The sequence below is a fragment of the Streptosporangium nanhuense genome (assembly GCF_059358815.1).
The window spans coordinates 26,257-49,070 of sequence record NZ_JCADBG010000039.1; the positions used below are offsets into that span (position 1 = coordinate 26,257).

Sequence of the window (22,814 nt, forward strand, 5' to 3'; positions counted from 1 at the left end):
CTCTGTCCCTCATGCTCTGTACCTCTTTTCGGTCAGCGCACCAGGCAGGGACGCTTGGGGTCGAACCGCCATCCGGGGAGCAGGTACTGCATGGCCGTGCTGTCGTCACGGGCGCCGAGGCCGTGTTCGAGGTAGAGCTCGTGGGCCGCCGCCACCGCGTCCCGGTCGAGCTCGACGCCGAGGCCCGGAGCGGTCGGCACGGCGATGTGGCCGTCGCGTATGCGAAGCGGATCGCGGGTGAGGCGCTGCCCGTCCTGCCAGATCCAGTGCGTGTCGAGGGCGGTGATCCGCCCGGGCGCCGCGGCGCCGACGTGGGTGAACATCGCCAGCGAGACGTCGAAGTGGTTGTTGGAGTGCGAGCCCCAGGTGAGCCCGAAGTCGTGGCAGATCTGCGCGACGCGGACCGAGCCGCGCATGGTCCAGAAGTGCGGGTCGGCGAGGGGGATGTCGACGGCGTCGGCGCGCACCGCGTGGGCCAGCTGCCGCCAGTCGGTGGCGATCATGTTGGTGGCGGTACGCAGGCCGGTCGCGCGCCTGAACTCGGCCATGGTCTCGCGTCCGGACATGTCGCCCTCCGCGCCGACGGGGTCCTCGACGTAGGCGAGCACGCCGCCGAGGTCCCGGCACAGCTCGACGGCGTCGGCGAGGAGCCAGCCCCCGTTGGGGTCGACGGTGATCCGCGCGTCCGGGAACCGCGCCGCGAGCGCCCGTACGGCGGCGATCTCCTGCTCCGCGGCGAGCACCCCGCCCTTGAGCTTGAAGTCCGCGAAGCCGTACCGTGCCCGCGCCGCCTCGGCGAGCCCGACGATCGCGTCCGGGGTGAGCGCCGTCTCGCGGCGCAGGCGCTCCCAGTCGTCGGCCGGGTCCTTCTCGGCGACGTACGGCAGGTCCGTCCGCGTACGGTCGCCGACGTAGAACAGGTACCCGAGCACGGGAACCGTGTCGCGCCGGCGGCCCTCGCCCAGGAGTTCCGCGACGGGCACGCCGAGGTGCTGCCCGAGCAGGTCCAGCAGCGCGCACTCCAGGGCGGTGACGGCGTGGACGGTGGTCCGCAGGTCGAAGGTCTGCCGGCCCCGTCCCCCCGCGTCGAGCCCGGCGTACCTGGCCCCGGCCTCGCGCAGCAGGCTCCCGTACTCGGCGACCGGCCGGCCGACGAGCATCTCCCCGGCGGCCTCGATGGTGTGGCGGATCGCCTCGCCCCCCGGGACCTCGCCGACGCCGACGTTCCCGGCGCTGTCGGTGACGATCGTGATCGTGCGGGTGAAGAACGGGCCGTGGGCGCCGCTGAGGTTGAGCAACATGCTGTCGTGCCCGGCGACGGGGATCGCCTCGACCCGGGCGACCGTGGGGGTTCGCGCGCTCATGTGGCCTGTCCAACCTTTTCGATCAGGGCGGCGAGGCCGGCCTGCCACGCGAGGTGGTCGCGGTAGCGGGGCTCGTCGAAGTCGAGCCGGTCGTCGAAGTGCGTGACCGGGAACGAGAGCAGGCCGGTGGTCAGCCGGTCGGCGAGTTCAGCGGGGGGAGTCAGCGTCACCTGGCCAAGGTAGGAAGCGACGACGATGCTTGTCCAAGAGTGTTTCCGTATCGCGTAACACCCCAGGGGCATCCACGGCGAAAAACTCAGGCTCAGCCGCCGGGCCGCCCGCGACCACGCCGACGACCCCGCGTGACCGTACCCGGGCACCGCGATCGCCGTCGGCGGGCTCTCGGCCTGCGGAGATCGCGACGGCCTCGCGGGTTAGGCTCCCCTTACATATATTCGGACGGTGAACCCTTCTGAGATCCGTGCGGTGACGACCGAGGCCGAGCTCCGAGAGATCGCGAAGGAGCCGCCGCAGACCCTCTGGGACAAGGACATCGCCCGGATCGACGAGCACGCGCGCACGATCATCGCGCACTCGCCCTTCGTGCTGCTGGCGACCTCCAACGCCGAGGGCACCTGCGACGTCTCCCCCCGAGGAGACCCCGCCGGGTCGGTGCTGGTCCTCGACGACCACCGGCTGGTGCTCGCCGACCGGCCCGGAAACCACCGGCTCGACAGTCTCCGCAACGTGCTGCACAACCCCCACGTCGGGCTGCTGTTCATCGTGCCGGGGATGAACGAGACGCTACGGGTGAACGGGCGCGCGACACTCGTGTCGGACGCCCCGTTCTTCGACGACCTGGCGGTCCAGGGCAAGCGGCCACGGCTGGCGGTCCTCGTCGAGGTCGAGGAGCTGTACATGCACTGCGCGAAGGCGTTCCTGCGCTCGTCACTGTGGAAGCCCGAGACCTGGCCCGACCGCGGGAGCCTGCCCACGCTCGGACGGATCACCAAGGACCAGATGGGCCTCAAGGGGGTCCCCGCCAAGGCGATCGACGCGGGGCTCGCCCTGGACGCCAAGATGAACCAGTACTGACCCCCGCGCCCGGAGAGGCCCGCCGGTGCCCACCTCTCCGAACGGCAGATCACCCATGTCACAGAGGTGTCGAATGAGAATCGGCCTGACACTGCTCCTGGTCACCGCGGCCGCGATCACCGCTGGATGCGCGGGTCATGACGACACCGCGTCCCGCCGGGCACAGGAGGGGTGCTACGCGAAGGACAAACGCGAGAGCGAGCGGCTCGCCAGGGAAATAGGGCCGCTGCTGGCACCGCACGCGAAGTCGCCGCCCGGCGAGGGCAGCGCCTGCGACTCCGTGACAACGGGAGGCGCCCGGGTGAGTTTCGCTTTGGACCCCGATGTGCCCTTCAGCGCGGTGCTGGCGAGATTCCACTCCGCCGGATGGGCCGATCTGCCCCAGCCCATAGAGCCTTGCGGAGATCTCTGCGTCGCGGGGGTGAGCAAGAAGGTCGGCGACCGGCGCGTCGAGGCGACCGTGCGGGAATTCGACGACGGCACCCGTTCGCTCGAAGCCTTGTTCACCGACTGAAGGCCTGATCAGGCGAGGCCGCCACGTTCCCGGCGGCGGCCGGGGGTTTCGCCGTGCGTCACGGAGCGAGCACGTCGTCACAGGGCCGGTCCTCGTCGTCGGCGTGCGCGAAGCCCCGCCCGCCGACGTGGCGCTCCCGGTGTACGAGAGATACCTGGTTCCGCCCGGGACGGTTTCCCCGAGGATACCTGCGCACGTTGAAGTGCTCTCTTGCCGCTCCTCCACACCGGTGCAAAAGTGAGGATGACCTGGTCGGTATACAAAAGAAACCACTTAGGAGCTGCGACTTTGCAAGCGATAGGTTTTCACGAGTTCGGGGGGCCCGACGTGCTGCGGGTCGTCGACCTGCCGGAACCGCACGCCGGGCCCGGTGAGGTCCGGGTACGGGTGCGGGCGGCCGCGGTGAATCCGGGGGACACGCTGCTGCGCTCCGGCGTGTTCGCGCGGGCGTTCGACGGGGTGCCGACCCCGTACGTACCCGGGATGGAGATCGCCGGTGTGATCGACGAGATCGGCCCGGGGACGGAGACCGAGCTGTCCCCGGGGGAACCGGTGATGGCGATGGTGGTACCGCTCGGCCCGGCCGCGGGCGGCTACGCCGAACAGGTGGTGCTGCCGGCCGGCTGGGTCGTCCCCGCACCGGCGGGCATCGATCACGTGGCGGCGGCGACGCTGCCGATGAACGGGCTCACCGCGCGGCTCGCGCTCGACCAGCTGGCGCTCGCCCCGGGCTCGGTCCTCGCCGTGACCGGGGCCGCCGGGATCCTCGGCGGCTACCTGGTCCAAATGGGCAGGCACGAGGGGCTGACCGTGGTCGCCGACGCCGCGCCCGCCGACGAGGCCCTGGTCCGCCTGTCCGGCGCGACCGACGTCGTGGCCAGGGGGGCCGGCGTCGCCGAACGTGTCCGGGCCCGGTATCCGGATGGCGTGGACGCGGTCGCCGACACGGCGCTGGTCGGGCCGGGACTCCTCGCCGCCGTACGTGACGGCGGCGCGTACGCCCGGTTCCGCGGTGCCGACGAACCCGGTGGCCACGAGTTCGGGAGCGACGGCCGGATCACGGTGCGGACGACGTTCGTCCCCGACTACGCGGGACGCACGGACAAGCTGGACCAGATCCGCCGGCTCGCCGAGGCGGGCGTGCTCACCCCGCGCGTCGCGGCGGCCCTCCCCGCCGCCGAGGCGGCCGACGCGCACCGGCGGCTCGAGGCCGGCGGCCTCCGTGGCCGGCTCGTGCTCACCTTCTGACATCACCCACCCTCACCGGGAAAAGGAGTAATCGTGTCCACACGTCTCGCGGGAAAGGTCATCCTGATCACCGGCGCCACCTCCGGCATGGGCCGCGCCACCGCCGAGCGGATCGCGGCCGAAGGCGCGAGGGTCGTCCTGGCCGCACGCGGCAAGGAGGCCGGCGACGCGCTGGTGGCCGGCATCCGCGCCGCCGGGGGCGAGGCCACCTTCGTCCCCGCCGACGTGACCGTGGAGGCCGAGGCGGCCGGACTCGTCCGGCAGGCGGTCGAGCGGTACGGCCGGCTCGACGGCGCGTTCAACAACGTCGGCGCCGCCACCGCGATCGGCGCGGTGACCGACGTGGACGGCGACGCCTGGCGGGCCGACCTGGCGCTCAACCTCAGCAGCGTCTTCTACGGCCTGAAGCACCAGATCCCCGCGCTGCGGGCCACCGGCGGCGGCGCGATCGTGAACAACGCCTCCAACCTCGGCGTCACCGGGTCGGCGGGCATGGCCTCCTACAGCGCCGCCAAGCACGGCGTCGTGGGGCTCACCCGCTCGGCGGCGCTCGACACGGCCACGACCGGCATCCGGATCAACGCCCTGATCACCGGCGGCGTCGACACCCCGCTGCTGCGTGCCAACCTGGGCCCGACACCGGAGGAGTCCCTGCGCGCGGCCGAGGCGATGCACCCGGTCGGGCGGATCGGCCGGCCGGAGGAGATCGCGGCGTTCGTGGCGTTCCTGCTGAGCGACGAGGCCGGGTTCATCACCGGGGCCGCGCTCGCGATCGACGGCGGGCTGACCGCCGCCTGACGCCGGATCCCGCCATGGCGGGCACCGGCCGCCGCCGGGGCGCGGGCTCACCGGTGAGAGCGGCCGTTCGCCAGGTCCGCGATCCGTGGGCCGACCTCGGGGAACGAGCCGTCGCCGAACAGGATCCGCGCCGCGAGGGCGCGACCGGCACGGCCGCGCAACAGGGTCACCGCCGCCTCCGCCGCGGCGGGGGACCGGATGCCGGCGAACACGCGGCGCAGCAGCAGCCGGCCCCGGAACCGGGCCCGCAGCGCGTCCCCGTCGTACCGGCTCAGCACGCGCCGGTCGCCGGTGCGCAGGTAACCGGCGGTGACCGCCGCGGCCAGCTCGGACATGCGCAGGCAGGGGTCCAGCCCGCCGGCCGTCAGCGGCGACACCGCGCCCGCCGCGTCCCCGACGAGCAGCCCGGCGGGGCAGGCCAGCCGCCGCAGCACGCCGCCGACCGGGATCGGACCGCCCCGGCGCCCGACCGGCCCGGCCGGCCGCGTACCGCCGGGCGCGTCCGCGGCGAAGGCGTCCAGCAGGTGTCGGACACCGACGCGCATCGCGTCCGGGTATCCCGCGACGCCGACATGGGCGTGCCGGCCGTCGTCGATGACCCAGCCCAGGTACCCCGGGGCGATCCGGGGGTCCAGCACGCAGTGGAAGGCCGGGGTGGTCGTGCCCGGCGCGACGGGGTGGACGATCTCGGCACCGACGAGGAAGCGCCGGTTGACGTCGAGACCGAGATCGCGGGCCACCCTGGAGCGGGCGCCGTCCGCGCCGACGACGAACCGGGCCGTCACCGGTGCCGCGTCCGCGAACCGCACGACCCCCATCGACGCGTCGACGTACCGTACGCCCAGCAGGACCCGTGCCCCGGCCGACTCCGCCGCGCGGCGCGCGTGCTCGTAGACGGCCGCCATGTCGGCCACGCGGTACTCGTCCCGGTCGCTGGTGAGCCGGATCGGCGCCCGCCGCGAGGGTGGGTACAGCAGCACGTCCCGGACACCCGGCCCGAGCAGGTGGTCCGGGACGTCGAAGTCGTCGAGGGTGCGGCGGACGAAGATCCCTGTCGTGCGGATGCCCGCCGACAGCGACCTGCGGCGGTCGACCACCATCACGTTCAGTTGCCGTAGCGCGAGCAGGCGGGCCGTGTGCAGGCCGGCCAGGCCCGCCCCCACGACCAGTACGTCCACTGTCTGCATATCTCGCGACGGTAGGGGCGACACCTCGTCCGTACGATGGTTTGCACGCTACCTGCCCCATACCTCCACACCGTCGCCACACTCGGCGCCTCTGACGAGAGACGGCCGTGGAACCTCGGGACGCTCACTCAAGGTCACATCGACGTGGACAGCACACCGTCGTTCGCTTCCGCCGCTGCCCGGCCCCGGCTCGCCTCGCCGATTCCCGGCCGCCGACCGCGCCCGCACCGGCCAGGTCCCGATCATTCGCGCCCTGGATCACCGGCCGGGCCCTTCCTGGTCGAGGCTGGCGCGGATGGCGTCGCGCAGCGTCCGGGCGTGCTCGTCCAGGCGCTGGATCTGCTTGACGGCGTGGTCGTCCCGCGCGGTTTCCGCCAGCAGGTCCTGGATGACGGAGGACCGGGCGGCGAGGGCGGCGTCGAGCCGCTCCCTGGCACGGTGGGCCAGGTCAGCCTCGGCGACATGGCCCGCGTAGGTCTCCAGCTCCTCCACCCTGTTCCGGACCGAGTCCACCGCCTCCTGGAGGCTCTCCCGGTCGTCCCCCAGCCGGGAGATCTGGGCGAGTCTCCAGGCGATCTCCCACTCCTGCTCGCGCAGGGTGAGCGCGTTGTCCAGCGAGTCGAGCAACCCGGCCCGGTTCACCGCGGAGCCGGTGATACGCCTGATCGCGCGCTGGGCGCGGGCCAGGAGCGCGGCGTGCTCAGGGCCGAGGTCGGCGGCGGTGACGATCCTGCCTTCCCGCTTCTCGGAACGGATCCGGTTCTCGAAGGGCAGGAGCCGGGCGAGCCGGATGTTGGTCCTCCACCGCTTGACCCCATCCCCTTTGATCAGGTCCACGGCAATGGAGCAGAGCAGGAGGATGCCCGCGACTCCGGCGTACTCGGCCGCGCTGGAGGCCTGTTCCTCGCCGTAGGACAACAACGCCGCGAGAATTATCATCATGCATGACCACCAGGCCAGCACCGGTCCCGCGGCCTTGGCGAGATGGCCCGTCAGGCGGCGTCGCGGGGAACGGCGCTGAGAACGGCCGAGGTCCGGCATCCCTCTTCGCTCGATCTCCTCGACCAGCGCGGGCGGAAGTGCCGGGCTGAGCACCGGCCAGTCCGGCCCCTGCTCCGTCGCGGGCTCCTCCGCGACGGCACCGGCCCGGTGCCACAGCCCGGAGCCGCTGAGCTGGAGGGCGACGTCATCGGCGCAGACGATCACCTCGGCCGTACCGCCCGAACCGGGCACGCCGCCGGGCCCGGAGAACAGGGTCCAGACACCGTCGCCCTCGCCGACGTACTGTCCGGGGGCGATGTCGACCCCCACCACATACATCCCCGCGCCGGGGATCGTCACCGGATAACGGACCTCCGTCATGCCTGGCTCCCGCCTCATTTTGATCAACAGGATAGGCACAGGTGACTTCGGCCGTATATGCGGGTCTTTGACTACGGCCGAACGCCGCGTCAAAGGAATGGACCGCGCCGAGGTCGCTGGGGACTCTGATGCGCCCCGGCACGGTTCGGTTTCGCCGGAGCAGGAGCCGGCGTCGTCTGGTCAGCGGACGGGTTTCGGCGGGTGAAAGCCGCGCCCGTCGACGGCCCGTACGTAGTGGCCGGGTGCGACCACGCCGTGGCGTTCTTCGCGCAGGACCGCGTCGAGCACCGCCCGAGCGGCGGCGGAGAGGTCGGTGCCGGGCCCGACCCGGGCGACGAGCTCGTCGCCGGCGGCCTCGATCCGCGCGACGCCGGGGCCGAGGGCGAGGTCCGCCGCGGCCTGGACGCCGGCGAGGTCGACCCAGCACGAGCGGGCACGCACCCAGCCCGGCCCGCGTCGCGCCGGGGGGATGCCGAAGCCGGCCGGATCGACGTCACCGTCGGCGGCGGCGACGATGAGCCGCTCGACCCCGCCGAGGAGGGCGGCGGTCTCGTCGGCGGTGGCCAGGCGGGCGTCGAGACCGAGCCCGCAGCCCAGCCTGCCGTCCAGCCGGTAGATGTCGAACTCCGCGGGGGCTCCGAACACGCGGTCGCCCGTGTCGAACTCCACACCCGCCTCCGGCATGACCGCGCGCGAGTGGCCGGTCGTGTTGTTGACGACCACGTCCCGGTGGCAGCGCATGCCTCGAATCCGTTCCACCTCGTCCTTCGCCTCGGTCAGCCGGGCCGGGTCGTACCGGCCGTACTTGTAGGCCGCCAAGGCCGCGGCGTCCGTCCGGGAGACCGCCCGCAGGAACGAGGGCGACGCGGTGAAGGGGATGGTCGTCTCCTGGGCCACCGTGCCGACGTAGTCGCGCAGCTCCGGGGAGAAGCGGTTGTTGCACAGGCAGTTCAACTGGCATCCCGGCGCTCCGGTCCAGGTCGTCAGGAGCGCCGCGAACGCGGCCATCACGACCGCCGACGGCCGCGCGCCCGTGTCCGCCGCGACGCGGGCCAGCGCCTCCGCGGCGGGCCGGGAGCCCAGCAGGACGTGATGATGGCCGCGGGCGCCGGGGAAACGGAAGGGCAGGCCGAGCGCGCACAACGGCCTCTCGGCCACCTGGCGGGCCCAGTATCTGAGCGAACCCTCCAGCCGGCGCTGCCCGGCCGGGGTGAGCTCGTAGACGGCCTGGTCGGCGGGATGGTACGCGGCGGGAGGAAGCGGCCGGCCCGCCAGCAGGGCGGCGAGTTCGGCGCGCAGGACCGTCATCGCCGACAGGTCCGCCGCCACGTGCGACACGTGCAGGACGACCAGGAACGGAGACCCCGACCGGGTCACCACGCTCGCCCTGACCGGAAGGTCGGCGGCGGGGTCGAAGGCCCGGCCGGGCGGGAACCAGGCCTGGCCGGTGCCCGCGGCCTCGACCACCTCGGCGACGAGCGTTCCCGACGCGCACACGAACTGCTCGCCGTCCCTGATGAGGGTCCGCAGCGCCTCCTGGCGGCCGATCAGCGCGCCCAGGGCCGCACCGACCTCGTCCATGGTGCTCCCCCGGGGCACGCGCACCATCGTCGACAGGATGTCGGCCGGCCCCGGCAGGTCCGGGCTGATCCACTCCAGCACGTTCTTCTGGCCGACCGTAATGGGCCACCGCCCCGATCGGGAGCCCGAGAAGCGGACCTCCAGGTCGTTCACCTCCGACCACCACCGTCATCGCGGCCTGCCTCGCACGGGACCGTACGAAACCCGGCGTCTGTTGCCCAGGATCGATCTTCGGGCCGGGCGGTTACGAACCGGCCGGACGGCCGGGACGCGGCGGGTGGTGCCGGCCCGCTCCAGCCGGACGCGGCAGCCGGGCGGCCCGAGGGGATCACCCCCTCGGGCCGCCCGGCCGGCGGCCTCACCCCCGATCACGAGGACGCTCCCGGGAACGGCCTCAGCCGCCGATCACGGGCACACTCCCGAGAACCGGTCTCAGCCGCCGATCACGATCGGGCTCTCGGGAACGCTCTCCGCCGTCGCGTCCGGTCTCGGCGCCGCGAGAAGCCCCGCCAGGTGGTCCGCGATCGCGGAGATGGTGGGCTGCTGCCACAGCAGGGTCGCGGGCAGACGGCGGCCGAAGCGCTTCTCCAGGCGCCGCCGGACCATGACGGTCATCACCGAGTCCAGCCCCTGCTCGACGAGGGGACGCCGGGTCGCCAGGTCCTCGGGGGCGAGCCTCATCACGGCCGCGATCTCCGCGCGGATCTCGGGCAGGACGCGCTCGCGCAGGTCCTCGGGCGCCAGGCCGGCGAACGACTCCGCGGGCCCCCGCAGGTCCTCCTCGGCCAGGGCGGGCGCGTCGATCACCGGATAGCGGAGCCCGGTGAGGTGCCCCACCACCCGGCCGTCCACGTCGGCCAGGAGCGCCCGGACGGTGTCGTCGGCGGACGGGTCCACGGCCGCGTCGATGACCACCGTCTCGGGTGGCGTGCCGGTCAGCACCACCTCGTCGATGTGCACGACCATGCGCAGCACCGGGTCGCCGGGGAACACGCAGGGCGCCACGGACATCGCCGCGTCCAGCGCCGGCGCCCAGCCCCCCGGCCCCTGGGTGCGGGCGGTGCGAACAGTGGCCCGCAGCGCGCCGTCCGCGCCCAGCAGCGTCTCGATCGTCCAGTCGAAGCCCGTCGAGGGCACGCCGACGGCGGCCAGCCGCTTGTGCACGAACCCGGGGTCGATCGGGGCCAGGGTGCCCGCGTCCGGCAGCACGTCGGGTTTCACCTGGCCCGGAGCGGCCACCTCCGCGGTGACGTGCACCAGCCAGGCGGGTTCGGGCTCGTCGGGGCCGGCCGGCGTGCGGGCCGCGAGCCGTACCGCCGGGGGCTCGTGCACGACCTGGACCTGCCTGCGTTCCGCGGTCATCAGCGGATGCATCATCTCCACGTCGGTGAGCGTGACGTCCTCGTCCTCGACCGCGTGCAGGAACGTGTTGACCAGCACGGCCGCGGGCACGATCTCGACCCCGTTGAGGGTGTGGCTGCCCGGGTAGGGCCGGTTGGCGTCCTCCACGCTGGTCCGCCACACCCGGGTCCGGCTGCCCGCGAGGCCGCTCCCGGCTCCGAGCAGGGTGTGGGAGTGCACGTCGTGCCCCGGGTTGCCGCCCTCGGCGTACGACTCGCGCCAGTGACGGCGGTGCTGCCAGGCGTACGGCGGCAGGTCGGCCAGGCCGCCGGACGGCTGCAGCCGGCTCCAGTCCACCTCGACGCCGTGGCAGTGCGCCGTGCCCAGCGCGACGAGGAAGGTGAGCTGCTCCGGCTGGTTCCTGCGCAGTGACGTGCCGACGAACACGTCCTCGAACCCGTTCTCCGAGAGCGTCTCGGTCACCGAGTGCGCGACCACCGGGTGGGGGGAGATCTCCAGGAACACGCGGTGGCCGTCCTGCGCCGCGGCCGTCGTCGCCGCGACCAGCCGCACGGGGTCACGGAGGTTGGCCGCCCAGTACGCGCCGTCCAGGACGGGCGCCGAGCGGGGGTCCGCCAGCGCGGTCGTGTACATGGGGATGCGCGGCGCCCCGAGCGAGAGGTCGGCGACGGCGGCGGCCAGCTCGACGGCGAGGGGGTCCATGTGCGGGCTGTGGAAGGCCACGTCCGACGCCACCCGCCGCACCACGATGCCCTCCACCGGCCACTCGTTCACCACCTCCTCGACCGCGGCGACGTCGCCGGACAGCACGGTGGAGCCGGGGGCCGACGCGATCGCGGCCACCAGGTCGCCGCGGCCGGCCAGCCTCTCCGCCGCCTCCTCGAAGGACAGGTCGACCATCACCATGGCCCCCTTGCCCTCGGCCTGGCGCAGCAGCCGGGAGCGGCGGCAGATCAGGCGGGCGCCGTCGGCGACGGACATCGCCCCGGCCGTCACCGCCGCCGCGAGCTCGCCGACGGAGTGGCCGATGACGGCCTTCGGGGTGACCCCGTACGCGTTCCAGAGCCTGGCCAGGCCCAGCTGCATCACGAAGATCATGGTCTGCACGCGGTCGATGGTGTCGATGTCGCCGTCGGCCAGGACCTGCCGGGGAGAGAAGCCGATCTCCTCGGCGAAGATCGGCTCCACCTCGTCGACCAGGGACGCGAACTCCGGCACGGCGAGCAGCTCCCGCCCCATCCCGCGCCACTGGCAGCCCTGCCCGGAGAAGACCCAGACCGGCCCGGGGCCGAGCTCGGGCAGCACGTCACCGGTGATGACGGCCTCGCCCGGCACGTCCTCGGCGAGCCTGCGCAGGCCGGCCGCCAGCTCGTTCCCGTCCGCCCCGACCACGACGGCGCGGCGGGCCAGGTGGGTGCGCCGCAGCGCCAGCGTGTGCCCCGCCGAGGCCGGGTCGAGCCCCTTGCCGAGGTGGTCGGCGAGCCTGCCCGCGTACTGCCGCAGGGCCTGCTCCGACGCGGCCGACAGCGGGAACAGCCGCTCCCCCGTCACCTCGCCCCCGGGCACCTCCTCGGCCGGAGGTGCCTGCTCCAGCACGATGTGCGCGACCGTGCCGCCGTACCCGAAGCTGGAGACGCCCGCCCGGCGGGGGTGGTCGCGCTCGGGCCAGGCCGACCGTTCGGTCACCACGCGAAGGCCCGAGGTCTCCCACGGGATGGCCGGGTTCAGGCTGGTCAGCACGCTCGGGGGGATCTCGCCGCGGTGGAGGGTGAGCACCGCCTTGATGACGCCGGTGATGCCGGCGGCGCCTTCGAGGTGACCGATGTTGGACTTGACCGAGCCGATGAGGCACGGGTCGCCGGGGGGCCGCCCCGCGCCGTACACGGAGGCGAGCGCTCCGGCTTCGAGCGGGTCGCCGAGGCGGGTCCCGGTGCCGTGCGCCTCGACGTAGTCGACGGTGGACGGCTCGACGCCCGCCTGCCGGCAGGCCCGGGCCATCACGTGTGCCTGGGCCTCGCCGCACGGCGCCATGATGCCGTTGGTGTGCCCGTCCTGGTTCACGGCGCTGCCGATGACGAGCGCGAGGATCCGGTCGCCGTCACGCTGCGCGTCGGACAGCCGCTTGAGCACGATCACGCCGCAGCCCTCGCCGCGCCCGTAGCCGTCGGCCGACGCGTCGAAGGACTTGGAGCGCCCGTCGGGGGCGAGGGCCCCGGCCGTGCCGAGCGTGAGGGTCTGGCCCGGGGTGACCAGCAGGTTGACGCCGCCGGCGAGGGCGACGTCGTTCTCGCCGAGCCGCAGGCTCTGCGCGGCCAGGTGCAGCGCGACCAGCGATGCCGAGCAGGCGGTGTCGATCGCCATGCTGGGCCCGCGCAGGTCCAGGGAGTAGGAGATGCGGTTGGCGACGGCGCAGGTCGCGGCACCGATCCCGGTCCAGGCCTCGATCTGGGGCAGGTCCTCCAGGAGGCGGCCGCCGTAGTCGGCGGTGCAGACCCCCATGAACACCCCGGCGTCGGTGCCGGCCAGCTCGTGCGGCGGCAGGCCGGCGTGCTCCAGGGCCTCCCACGCGGTCTCCATCAGGATCCGCTGCTGCGGGTCCATCAGCTCGGCCTCGCGGGGCGACAGGCCGAAGAACTCAGCGTCGAAGCCCTCGATGTCGCTCAGGAAGCTGCCGTGACGTACGGCGTCACGCAGCGCGGCGGCGTACTCAGGGCTGCGGTTCTCGTAGCGGCGCCAGCGTTCGGCGGGCAGCGGCCGGGTCGTGTTCCGGCCTGCGCGCAGCAGGTCCCAGAACTCGTCCGGTGAGCCGGCGTCGCCGGGAAGGCGGCATCCGATCCCGATCACCGCCACTGGTTCCACCCGGACTCCGCGCGGGCTGTCGACCATCTGCGTTCGTTTCCCTTCGGTTCAGGCCCACTCTTCGGTTCAGGCCCACTGCGGCTTGTCGATGATCTTGATCACGGCGCTGGAGACGGTCACTCCCGGCCCGGTGCCGAGCATCAGCATGTGGTCGCCGGGGCCCAGCTGCCCGGTCAGGAGCAGGTGGTCGAGGGAAAGGACCTGGTCACTTGCCCCGCAGTGGCCGATGGTGCGCCCGTAGTCCCAGGTCGAGCGGGACATGGGCAGGTCGAGCATGGCCATGCACCGCTGCTCGACGATCTCCTCCGAGTAGTTCATGAACGCCACCCGCGTGAGGTCGCCCGCCTCGATCCCGCTCTCGGTCAGCGCGCGCTCGACGACCTCCATCATCGCCCGCTGGATCTTGAACAGCGCCGCGGTGGCCTCGCCCTTGGACATGACCTGCTGCCGGAACTGCTCGTTCCTGGCCGCGAAGCTCATCTTGCGCCCGAGCGTGACGCCCGGGGGGAACAGGGGCTCGCTGCCCCGGTGCAGCTCCTCGGCCTCGGTCACCGTCGTCGTGCAGACCGACGTCAGCTGCGCGAACCCTGTCCCCTTGGTGAGCACGAGCGCGCTCGCGGCGTCCCCGCCGACGTAGCCGGGCCCCATCCGCCACCGGTCCATCAGCGGGGTGCCGTAGTTGTCGGCGGCGACCAGCAGGGCGGCCTGCCTGCCGGGAGCGGCGTCCAGGTGACCGGCCGCGAGTTCCAGGCCGATGAACACCCCGTTGCAGCCCTGCCGGATCTCGGTGGCCAGGACGTCCCCGCCGACGAGATGACGCTGCAGGTAGGAGTGCGGGGGCCAGCCGTCCGGCCCCTGGTGCCACGTCGAGGCGTACAGGAGGAGATCCAGGTCGCCCGGCGCCCGCCCGCTGCGCTTGATCGCGCTCCGCGCCGCGTGCAGGGCCATCTCCGGAGCCGGTACGTCACCGGCCACCACCGCCCCGGCCAGGTTGTGCAGCTCGGCGTCCTCGGGCGGGTACCAGCCCTTGGCGACGGCCTTCTCGACGCTGACGACGGTCCGGGGGAGGAACGCTCCCACCCCGCTGATGTACGTGTTCGCCAACCGCATGACTTCGTCCTCGCCCCGGCTAAACGGATTCGAGTTCTTCGACCATCGCCACGATGGTCACGACGTCCCGGAAGTTCTCGGGGTCGAGCTTCGCGGCGGGGACCGGGACGCCGACGTCCTTGCGGAGGAAGTTCAGCAGCCGCGCCGTCCGCAGGGAGTCCAGGAGACCCGACAGCAGGAGCGGGGTCGTCTCGTCGACCTTGATGTCGTCGCCGTCCTGGACGAGGTTGTCCTGGATGAAGTCGACCAGCCTTCGCGAGAGCTCGGTCGTGCGCGTGAGCTCGGTCATGCGCGTGCCCCTTCCGTGACGGGGGAGGTGGACAGGATCCGGAACGCCGCCGCGGCGACGGACGTCCCCGAGCCGAACCCGACCATGAGCAGGTGGTCGCCGGCCACGAGCCCGCCGGTCGCGATCAGGTGCTCGAAGGCGATGAACTGGTCCACCGCGCCGCAGTGGCCCACGCGCCTGCCGTAGTCCCAGGTCGTCTGGTCCTCGTCGATGCCCAGCCAGGACATCTGCCCGTCCAGGTCCTCGCGGCGGCCGTGCGGCAGCGCCACCTTCGTGATGTCGGAGAGCTCGATCCCGGCCTCGTCCAGGGTCTGCTCGACCTGCTGCATCATCGTCTTCTGGATCGTCAGGTGGATCCCGGTCCCCTGCGCCTTGAGGAGCTTCTGGCGGAACTCCTCGTGCCGGTCCCCGAAGCTCAGCCCCACGCCGACGGTGGCGTCCGGGGGGAACAGGGGGTAGCCGCCGTCGTTGACGGCGTCGGCCTCCGGGATCACCGTCGCGTTCACCGACAGGAGCTCGGCCATGCCGTACCCCTTGCCGAGGAGGAGCGCGGCCGCGGCGTCGCCGATCAGCGCGCCGGGGGTCATCCGCCAGCGGTCCACCAGCGGGGTGCCGTGGTTGTCCGAGGAGACGACCATGGCCGTCTCGCGGTTCGCGTCGGCCTGCAGGTAGCTCGCCGCCAGTTCGAGCGAGCTGATCATCCCCACGCAGCCGCTCCGGATCTCGAACGCCGGAACGTTCCCGCCGAGCAGGTGCATCTGCAGGTAGTGCTGGGGCTGCCAGCCGTTCGGGCCCTGGTGCCAGACCGACGGGTAGAGCAGGAGGTCCAGATTGCGCGGGGAGGACTCGCCCCAGCGCTCGTACGCGTCCAGGACCGCGAGCCGCGCCATCTCGGGGGCGGGCATGTCGCCGGCCACCGCCGCGCCGATCTGCTGGAACTTCTCGGCCTCCTCGGCCGGGTACCAGCCTTCGCGGACCGCCTGCTCGACGCTCACGCTGTCAGGCACGTGAACACCGAGACTCCTGACGAACATATTGGATGTACGCACACGTCCCCTAACTCATCGACGATCCCGGACAACGGCCTTCAGGCAGCGGAAGGCCGCTTATCCGATTTGTTTCGGGTTTATTTCGTGACCCGGGATATCGAGTGATCCCGGCCGGTCAATGAAAACAACTGAAAATGGGCCGACGAGCCGTCCGGGGCAACAATAGGGGCGGCCCGTCGGGGAAAGCAATATGAACGCGAGCAATCCGGTCGGCGACAATCCGTGACCAGAATCAAACGGAACGTGGCGAGTTCTGGAAATGCGCCTTTCCGCTCCAGGTCACAGTTCTCCGAATGAAACTTTCAGGATCCCGACGACGAGAACGGCGCCGGGCCGTCGCCATTCGGCTCGGGCCCGGCGCGTCCTCTAGGCGGGCACTCTCGTGCAGACGATGTTGTTGAGCTTGAACTGGGCCGGAATGCCGTTCGTCCCGGTGGCGGTCGCAGAGAAGCCGAAGCTCTGGCTGGAGCCGGGGCCGATGTAGGAGTTGTGGCCGGCGTCGCGGGCGGTCACCTGGGTGCCGACCTGGGTCACCGTGGCGTTCCAGGCGGTCGTGATGTTCTGGTTGCCCGGCCAGGTCCACGTCAGGGTCCAGCGGTCGATAGGGGTCGTGCCGGTGTTCCTGATGGTCGCGCTGCCGTTGAAGGCTCCGTTCCAGGTGCCGGTGGCGTAGGTGACCTCGCAGGAGTTGCCCATCTTGAGCCCGCTGCGCAGGAAGGTCGTGAAGTTGGCCCAGGTGGGGTTCAACGTACCGGTGCCGACGGTCTCGCCGCAGTTGCTGGTGGTGCGGACGGTCTGCAGGCCGTACTGGGCGGGGTCCATGATCTGGACCATCATGTGGTCCGCGGCGGGCACCGAGACGAACGTGGCGTTGCCGCACTGGGCCTTGATCCTGTTGTAGAGCAGGACGCTCTGCCCGTGCGGCACCAGGAAGTCGGCCTGGCCGTGCAGGAACAGCAGCGGCGGGTCGCCCGCGTCGACGTAGGTCATCGGATTGGCCTGGGCCACCGTGGCCGGGCAGGTCTGGATCGGGCAGCCGACCAGCAGGGATTCCGGGGAGGCCGGGGAGTTGTGGTCGAGCCCGCCGGTCGGCAGGTTCTGCGCGTTCATCTGCAGGAAGTCGGTCGGGCTGTAGAAGGCGAGTCCCACCTGCACCGCGCTGGAGACGCCGGTCGTGCCGACGGTGCCCTCCATCGCCGCCACGCCGCCGGACAGGGTGGCCATCTCCGTCAGCCAGCCGCCCGAGGAGTCACCCATGATCGCGAAGCGATTGGGGTCGAGGTTGTAGGTGGCGGCGTTCGCGCGCAGCCAGCGGATGGCCGCCTTGATGTCGTGCACCTGGGCCGGGAAGATCGCCTGGGCGCTGGAGCGGACGCTGACGCCGGCCACGGCGAAGCCCAGCGGGTTGAAGACGGCCGCGATCGCGTCCGCTCCGGCCTTGCCGTCGTCGCTGCTCCAGGCCGAGCCGCTGTGCCAGATCAGCAGCGGCCGGGGGGTGATGCCGGTGGACGGCAGGTGGAGATCCAGCAGGTGTCCCCTGCTGCCGGCCGGTTGTGCGGGGGCGTAGGCGATGTCAGTGATCACCTGCATGGCGTGAGCCGGCGGCGCGAAGGGCGCTGACACGCCGAGGGCGGCCAGCATGGCCATCGCCATGCCGACAATCATGGCCCTGCGGGTTTGAGCTTGCATGGTGCGACTCCGGTCGGGTCGGATGATCGCCGCTTCCCCGGTGACCGTCCGTGTCTCCTCCCGTGCCGGGGCAGCCGCGATCGGCACGTCGACCGGGGCGCCTGCGAGAACAACGTACTGCTCGAGTGTCGCGACTTACATCGATATGGGCGGGGAGACGATATGACACGTAAGTGACGATGGTCAAAGTTTTCTTGGTCTCGTTCCAATCGATCTGAAAAAGCGGCATAAATCGTACTTTGCAGAGCATGTGGTACGAAGGCCCTACAGATCATCCATGGCACGCCCAGGCAGTCGGATACGCGCCTGCGAGGCCTTTCACGACCGCCACGTCCGGAAATGGACGAGGGTGGCCGGAACCCCCGAGAACAGGCGCCCTGGGAAGCGATATCGGCTTTACCCGCGAGTAACACCGTGAAACACGCACCACCCGGGGACAACGCCGCCGGGAGTTTCGGCTCCTTCACGCAACCGATTCGGACATGACAATTCTCCTGACGCGCGGCGGGTGATAATGTCCACCGTCATGATCTCCACCGTCATAGGAGGACGAATGCGAAAAGTACGCGCTGTTCTCATCTCGGCCGTCATGGTCCTCGGAGTGTCACTGACGATCGGCGCCACCCCGGCGCAAGCCGAGGCGGCGAAGCTGTCCGGCGTCTTCAGGGACTACTCGGATTGCCAGCGGATCGGAAACCAAGGCATCGCCCAGGGCTGGTGGGACGACTACTCCTGCGTGTGGGAGAGTCGTTACCGCTACTACTTCCTCTACGCGTGACCTCGTGAAACGCGCGCACCCCCGGCCCTGAGGAATCGCACCGGGGGCGCGTGCTCATGATTCGCGGGTCGTGGACGCGAGTCCCGCCCCGCCCCGCCGTTCCGGCCCGTGGCTTCACGAGGCCTGCGGCGGCGTCGTCCGATCGCGGGTCACGCCCCGCTGATCTTTCACCTACCGCCGTTCGGGCCCCAGGAGTTTCGAACACGCATCGTAGAATCGACGACCACCGTCCTGGACGGGGTGATACGCGGGTGCCTCGCAGTAACTGGAGCCTGGAATGCGCGTCCTCATCGTTACGGATTCATTCTCGCCGAGGATGGACGGGGTGGCGGTCTCGGTCGACTCGCTGATCCACGGCCTCGTCTCCGCCGGCCACGACGTGGGAGTGGTCTTTCCGGGACGGCGCTCGAAGTACGAGGTGGACGAGACGGGCACGCGGCGGTGGCGCGTGTCGTCGCTCAGGACACCGCTGGACGGATACCCGGCCTCCCTGGCCTCCACGAGGAGCATCACCCGGATCATTCGTGTCTTCGAACCGGATTTCGTCTCCGTCCAGACCATCGGCTCCCTCGGGGTGGCGTCCTTGCGCGCACTGCGCCGGACGGAACTGCCCGTCGCGCTCTCCTGGCACACGGATTTCGAGTCCTACCTCAACAGGTACCGGCTGGCGTGGCTGTTCATACTTCCCGCGTACGTCGTGCTGAGGGGAGGGGGTGTCCGGTTGTGCCGCGACCTGACGAGGAAGGCGGCCGGCGCCGGCAGGTCCGGTGTCATCCGGGAGATCCTCGCGTACGTGGCCGATGCCGCCGACCTGGTGGTGGTCCCGTCCGCCAAGACCGCCTCCTACCTGAGGGGCCTGGAAACCGGGCGGCCCGTCTTCGTGTTGCCCACCGGCGTCGAGGAATCGGATCTGCGGGGAGAGACACCCCCGGAGGGACTGGTCGAGTCCGTTGAGGCCACCCCGGAGGGGAGCCGCGTCGTCTATGTCGGCCGCCTGAGCCGGGAGAAGGGAATCGACTTCCTCGTGGAGGCGTTCGGGCACGTCGTGGAACGCCGGCCACGGGCGACCCTCATCCTCGTGGGCCCGTGCGAAGACCCGAGAACGCGGCTTCGACTGCGCACGGCACAGGCGCGTCTGGGAGCGAACCTTCTCGTGCTGGGCCCCGTGGAGCGCCGGACACTGTCGGACCTCTACCGCCGGGTCGACGTCTTCGCCACCGCCTCCGTCACGGAAACACAGGGGATCACGGTGTGGGAGGCCACCCTCGCGGGACTACCCGTCGTCGCCAGGGACGACTTCCTCGACGAGGACGTCCGTGAGGAGGTCCTGGGCGGCCTGCGGACCCCGGAGGAGTTCGGGGACGCGGTCGTGAGCCGCATCGATCGGGAAACCCGGGCCGCGAATGCCGGCAGGACGCGAGTGGGGCCCACCGGCACGGGCAGGGCGCGACTCCTCGTGGCGGCGGTCGACCACGCGCGGTCCCGCGAGACCGGCGGATCGGCCCGTCCCGGGCCGTGGTTCGCGCGAGACGGAGCCTGGCGCGAACGACGGTGAGGGCCGCGAAGGCGACGCGGCCCGAGGTCGCGGCTCCGCGGACGGCCGGGCCGGAGAACGTGGCGACCGGGCCGGAGAACGTGGCGACCGGGCCGGAGAACGTGGCGACCGGGCTTGAGAACATGGCGGCCGGGCCGGAGAACATGGCGGCCGGCGTGACCGGCCGGCCGGCGCTACGCCGCTCTCCTGGCCGGATAGACGAGAATGAGATCCACGCCGGGACGCGTGTACAGGCGCAGCCGGTAGGTGCCGGGACCGCCGCGCGCGAGGTCGGGGAAGCGCACCTTGCTCGCCGACAGCGTGTTCATCACCAGGCGGCCCGATTCGCTGACGATGTCCGCCTCGACCACCGCGTCCCAGCCTCCGCGTCGCGGGGGTGGCGGGGCCGAGCGCAACGCCTTCGCCGTCACACAGGTCGCCCAGTCCTGGCTGGACGTGTAGATGAGGGCCAGCTGGCCGCTGGTCGCCATGGTGTAGACCGGTTTCGCGTTCCGGATCACCTCGGCGTCCTTCTCGGTGTCCGCCTCCGCGTCGTAGATGCCGTAGGGCTGGGCGTCCCAGTCGTAGTAGGACGCGGTCGCCTGGAACCGGGTACGCAGCGCGGGCCACGGATCGCGGCACAGGGCGTCCTCCTCGCGCGCCTCGCGCGCCAGCTGTTCGCGCACGACGTTCTCCCTCTCCGCCTTCCGCTGGTCCATCTGATCGGACGACAGCAACAGATCCGGATGCTTGCGTCCGACCACCTCCGGGCAGAGCAGCGCGAGCAGCGCGGGCCGGGCCCTGACCGGCTCCCCGGCCGCGAACCTGGCGCAGGCGTTCCTGCCCCTGGCGAGCAGCGCCTGGTCCGAGACATGCCGGGAGGGCTTGGTCACGCTGCACAGGTAGGCCCGATCGCGCTCGTGGGCCGGGACGTCCGCGACACGTGGCGGTCTCCACCACCGGCATTCCTCGAACTCATCGCCCTGCCCTCCCATGAGCTCGTCGTTCTGCCAGGTGTAGGTGAGATGTGGACGGCCCTCGGGTCCGACGACCATCAGCGGGAGGACGGCGGCCACGGCCGCGACCGCCGCGGGCACCCGCCGAGGCGCCCTCCGCCCCGGCTCACGGTTCAGCTCGTGGGCCGTGCGCGCCAGCCAGACGATGTAGAGCACGTCCATCGCCTCGGCGATCGACTCGACCGGGCCGCCGCTCGTCAGGGCATCCACGAGCTCCACCAGGAACGCGCTCGCGAACGTGCCCAGACCCACGAGGAGCGTCGCCCCGCTCCAGCGCCCGTCGCGCCGCTGAGCGAGCAGGAGCAGCACCATCACGACGAACGAGGCCACCGCCGCGGCCATGGCGGTCGCTTGATAGACCGGGCTCACGAAGAACCGGAGCTCCGACTCGTCCGCCAGGCCCATCGCGAGCGAAACGGCCGGTTCCACCAGTCCGAGCAGGAGCAGGGCCAGCCGGAAGGGCCGTCCCGACCCGGTGAGCACCACCGTGAACAGCACGAGCGCGGGTACCCAAAGTGCCGGCCCGATGACCGTCTCGATCAGGTCAGGAAGGAACGAGGGGATCAGCAGCCACACCACCTCGGCGTACAGCAGCAGTCGCAGCCACCTGGCCGCCCGCCCCATCGGCACGGCCGCGGGCGCGGGTCCCCGCAGGATCTGCCACAGCATCCACGCGTTCACCAGCCCGAGCAGCAGCAGCCCACCCAGCACCGGCAGCGGAGAAGACCTCCCGACGCTCTCGCCGGGCGGGTACCACATGGTGACCAGCCATGCGGGTGTCGCGGTGCCGATCACCAGGCTGAGGATGATCGAACCGAGCGTGATGACTAAGTAGGCAAAAGCCGTTAAACGGTGTACGCGCACAATGGAGCATGATCGTAGTACGACCGGGCAGTGCTCCCCCTCCGGCGCGAACCTCGTCGCCCGGAGCCTCCCGGAAATCCGGTCGTCACCGGCGTTCCAGGAGGACCACGGGGATCTCACGGCTGGTCCGCTCCCGGTAGGCCGCGTACTCCGGCCTCGCCGACACCATCAGGCGCCACAGAGACGGACGCTCCGCAGCCTCGGCGGGACGCGCTCGCGCGGCGAAGGTCTCCGTACCGACCTGCACGGTGACGCACGGATCGGCGAGCAGGTTCAGATACCAGGCCGGATGGCGGTCCGCGCCACGGTTGGAAGCCACCAGGACGTAGCGGTCGCCGTCGAGTCCGTAGACCAGCGCGGTGCGGCGTAGCTCGCCGGTTCTCCGGCCCCGGGTCGTCAGCAGCAGGTCGTTCACGCCCGGCCGTGGCCGGCCGCCGGTCTCCTCGAAACGACGGATGTGCTCGGCGATCCAGGGATCCGGACTGTCGCGGATCTCCGGCATCACGCCCCCCGGACGCTGACGGCGGCGCGGTGGTGGCGAGGGGTCTCGATCTCGTCGAGCAGCGCCACCGCGAAGTCCGCGTACGTGATCCTGTCGGCCGGGTCCGCGTGATCGGCGATCCGGTACCGGCCGGTGCGCGTGCCGGCGTGGTCGAAGTCGCCGGCCGGCGCGACGTACGTCCAGTCGAGGTCGCAGCCCTGGAGCACGGCGAGTCCCGCCGCGTGGCCGAGGTAGAAGTCGCGGTACTCGCCGGGGTAACCGGGCTCGTCCATCAGGGGGACCCCGGACGCCCCAGGCATGATCGACGCGAGTCCGACCACCGCCAGCCGGCGTACGCCCGCCTCCGCCAGCCCGGTGGTCAGGGCGCGAGCCGACCCGGTGAAGAACTCGCGGGGCGGCACCGACAGGTCCGCGGCGGCGCTGACGGCCGCGTCATGCCCCGCGCCCGCGCGCGCGACGCTCACCGCGTCCGTGACGTCGCCCGCCACCACCCGCACGCCGGCCAGGTCGCCCAGGTCGCCCAGGTCGCTGTGGCCCGCGGGGTCACGCACCACGGCGGTGACCCGGTGCCCTCGCCGGTGCGCCTCCGCGACGACCTGCCCGCCGGCTCTGCCACCCGCGCCGAAGACCACGATGTTCATGGCGATGTTCATGGCGAACCACCTTTCACCGG

Annotated in this window: 19 protein-coding genes; 6 read left to right on the forward strand and 13 right to left on the reverse strand. The window is 71.7% G+C overall.

What is annotated here, in order from left to right; all coding sequences use genetic code 11:
• Positions 1-32: 32 nt before the first annotated feature.
• The gene (locus tag AC5L38_RS41550; protein ID WP_495248322.1) at positions 33-1,364 is read right to left on the reverse strand and encodes an enolase C-terminal domain-like protein; all 1,332 of its coding nucleotides are present in this window, start codon (positions 1,362-1,364) and stop codon (positions 33-35) included.
• Positions 1,361-1,534 (reverse strand): hypothetical protein, encoded by a 174-nt coding sequence (locus tag AC5L38_RS41555; protein WP_495248323.1) that lies wholly within the window; start codon positions 1,532-1,534, stop codon positions 1,361-1,363. Before AC5L38_RS41555 ends, AC5L38_RS41550 begins: the two co-directional genes overlap by 4 nt.
• Before the next feature lie 232 nt (positions 1,535-1,766).
• On the opposite strand from AC5L38_RS41555, the gene AC5L38_RS41560 reads away from it, so the two are divergent.
• The 4 genes from AC5L38_RS41560 (at position 1,767) to AC5L38_RS41575 (ending at position 4,959) form a co-directional block, all read left to right on the forward strand.
• Complete coding sequence (locus AC5L38_RS41560) at positions 1,767-2,399, forward strand: pyridoxamine 5'-phosphate oxidase family protein (RefSeq protein WP_495248324.1); 633 nt, start codon at positions 1,767-1,769, stop codon at positions 2,397-2,399.
• Positions 2,400-2,472: 73 nt separating this feature from the next.
• A complete protein-coding gene (locus AC5L38_RS41565) occupies positions 2,473-2,913 on the forward strand; it encodes a hypothetical protein (RefSeq protein WP_495248325.1) in 441 nt (146 codons plus the stop codon).
• A gap of 288 nt (positions 2,914-3,201) precedes the next feature.
• Entirely contained in the window at positions 3,202-4,161 is a 960-nt protein-coding gene (locus AC5L38_RS41570; protein WP_495248326.1) for an NADP-dependent oxidoreductase, read from the forward strand.
• Positions 4,162-4,194: 33 nt separating this feature from the next.
• On the forward strand, positions 4,195-4,959 hold the full coding sequence (locus AC5L38_RS41575; RefSeq protein WP_495248327.1) for an SDR family NAD(P)-dependent oxidoreductase: 765 nt from the start codon (positions 4,195-4,197) through the stop codon (positions 4,957-4,959).
• Between the two features lie 47 nt (positions 4,960-5,006).
• On the opposite strand, the gene AC5L38_RS41580 is transcribed toward AC5L38_RS41575, so the two are convergent.
• The 8 genes from AC5L38_RS41580 to AC5L38_RS41615 form a co-directional block, all read right to left on the reverse strand.
• A complete protein-coding gene (locus AC5L38_RS41580; protein ID WP_495248328.1) occupies positions 5,007-6,146 on the reverse strand; it encodes an NAD(P)/FAD-dependent oxidoreductase in 1,140 nt (379 codons plus the stop codon).
• 258 nt (positions 6,147-6,404) lie between these two features.
• Entirely contained in the window at positions 6,405-7,508 is a 1,104-nt protein-coding gene (locus AC5L38_RS41585; protein WP_495248329.1) for a hypothetical protein, read from the reverse strand.
• Between the two features lie 180 nt (positions 7,509-7,688).
• Positions 7,689-9,242 (reverse strand): condensation domain-containing protein, encoded by a 1,554-nt coding sequence (locus AC5L38_RS41590; RefSeq protein ID WP_495248330.1) that lies wholly within the window; start codon positions 9,240-9,242, stop codon positions 7,689-7,691.
• 279 nt (positions 9,243-9,521) lie between these two features.
• On the reverse strand, positions 9,522-13,310 hold the full coding sequence (locus AC5L38_RS41595) for a type I polyketide synthase (RefSeq protein WP_495248331.1): 3,789 nt from the start codon (positions 13,308-13,310) through the stop codon (positions 9,522-9,524).
• Positions 13,311-13,376: 66 nt separating this feature from the next.
• Complete coding sequence (locus AC5L38_RS41600) at positions 13,377-14,420, reverse strand: ketoacyl-ACP synthase III family protein (RefSeq protein WP_495248332.1); 1,044 nt, start codon at positions 14,418-14,420, stop codon at positions 13,377-13,379.
• A gap of 19 nt (positions 14,421-14,439) precedes the next feature.
• Entirely contained in the window at positions 14,440-14,709 is a 270-nt protein-coding gene (locus AC5L38_RS41605; protein ID WP_495248333.1) for a hypothetical protein, read from the reverse strand.
• Entirely contained in the window at positions 14,706-15,716 is a 1,011-nt protein-coding gene (locus AC5L38_RS41610) for a ketoacyl-ACP synthase III family protein (RefSeq protein WP_495248334.1), read from the reverse strand. The genes AC5L38_RS41605 and AC5L38_RS41610 overlap by 4 nt, the downstream gene beginning before the upstream one ends.
• Before the next feature lie 408 nt (positions 15,717-16,124).
• Entirely contained in the window at positions 16,125-17,447 is a 1,323-nt protein-coding gene (locus tag AC5L38_RS41615; protein WP_495248335.1) for a cellulose binding domain-containing protein, read from the reverse strand.
• A gap of 553 nt (positions 17,448-18,000) precedes the next feature.
• On the opposite strand from AC5L38_RS41615, the gene AC5L38_RS41620 reads away from it, so the two are divergent.
• On the forward strand, positions 18,001-18,225 hold the full coding sequence (locus tag AC5L38_RS41620; protein WP_495248336.1) for a hypothetical protein: 225 nt from the start codon (positions 18,001-18,003) through the stop codon (positions 18,223-18,225).
• A 316-nt stretch (positions 18,226-18,541) separates the two neighbouring features.
• Positions 18,542-19,780: a glycosyltransferase gene (locus AC5L38_RS41625; RefSeq protein ID WP_495248337.1), complete on the forward strand. Its 1,239-nt coding sequence runs from the start codon at positions 18,542-18,544 to the stop codon at positions 19,778-19,780.
• 173 nt (positions 19,781-19,953) lie between these two features.
• On the opposite strand, the gene AC5L38_RS41630 is transcribed toward AC5L38_RS41625, so the two are convergent.
• The 3 genes from AC5L38_RS41630 to AC5L38_RS41640 all read right to left on the reverse strand — a co-directional run bounded on the left by AC5L38_RS41630 (position 19,954) and on the right by AC5L38_RS41640 (position 22,794).
• Positions 19,954-21,570 (reverse strand): hypothetical protein, encoded by a 1,617-nt coding sequence (locus tag AC5L38_RS41630; protein ID WP_495248338.1) that lies wholly within the window; start codon positions 21,568-21,570, stop codon positions 19,954-19,956.
• A 154-nt stretch (positions 21,571-21,724) separates the two neighbouring features.
• Positions 21,725-22,141, reverse strand: a complete 417-nt coding sequence (locus AC5L38_RS41635; protein ID WP_495248339.1) for a nitroreductase family deazaflavin-dependent oxidoreductase — start codon at positions 22,139-22,141, stop codon at positions 21,725-21,727.
• Positions 22,141-22,794 (reverse strand): NAD(P)-dependent oxidoreductase, encoded by a 654-nt coding sequence (locus AC5L38_RS41640; RefSeq protein ID WP_495248340.1) that lies wholly within the window; start codon positions 22,792-22,794, stop codon positions 22,141-22,143. Before AC5L38_RS41640 ends, AC5L38_RS41635 begins: the two co-directional genes overlap by 1 nt.
• Positions 22,795-22,814 lie beyond the last annotated feature (20 nt).

Excerpts from the sequence above, each read along its gene's own strand:
- AC5L38_RS41550 (WP_495248322.1), bottom strand. The coding sequence starts at position 1,364 with ATGAGCGCGCGAACCCCCACGGTCGCCCGGGTCGAGGCGATCCCCGTC.
- AC5L38_RS41565 (WP_495248325.1), top strand. The coding sequence starts at position 2,473 with ATGAGAATCGGCCTGACACTGCTCCTGGTCACCGCGGCCGCGATCACC.
- AC5L38_RS41580 (WP_495248328.1), bottom strand. The coding sequence starts at position 6,146 with ATGCAGACAGTGGACGTACTGGTCGTGGGGGCGGGCCTGGCCGGCCTG.
- AC5L38_RS41585 (WP_495248329.1), bottom strand. The coding sequence starts at position 7,508 with ATGACGGAGGTCCGTTATCCGGTGACGATCCCCGGCGCGGGGATGTAT.
- AC5L38_RS41600 (WP_495248332.1), bottom strand. The coding sequence starts at position 14,420 with ATGCGGTTGGCGAACACGTACATCAGCGGGGTGGGAGCGTTCCTCCCC.
- AC5L38_RS41605 (WP_495248333.1), bottom strand. The coding sequence starts at position 14,709 with ATGACCGAGCTCACGCGCACGACCGAGCTCTCGCGAAGGCTGGTCGAC.
- AC5L38_RS41615 (WP_495248335.1), bottom strand. The coding sequence starts at position 17,447 with ATGCAAGCTCAAACCCGCAGGGCCATGATTGTCGGCATGGCGATGGCC.
- AC5L38_RS41620 (WP_495248336.1), top strand. The coding sequence starts at position 18,001 with ATGCGAAAAGTACGCGCTGTTCTCATCTCGGCCGTCATGGTCCTCGGA.
- AC5L38_RS41625 (WP_495248337.1), top strand. The coding sequence starts at position 18,542 with ATGGACGGGGTGGCGGTCTCGGTCGACTCGCTGATCCACGGCCTCGTC.
- AC5L38_RS41635 (WP_495248339.1), bottom strand. The coding sequence starts at position 22,141 with ATGCCGGAGATCCGCGACAGTCCGGATCCCTGGATCGCCGAGCACATC.
- AC5L38_RS41640 (WP_495248340.1), bottom strand. The coding sequence starts at position 22,794 with ATGAACATCGCCATGAACATCGTGGTCTTCGGCGCGGGTGGCAGAGCC.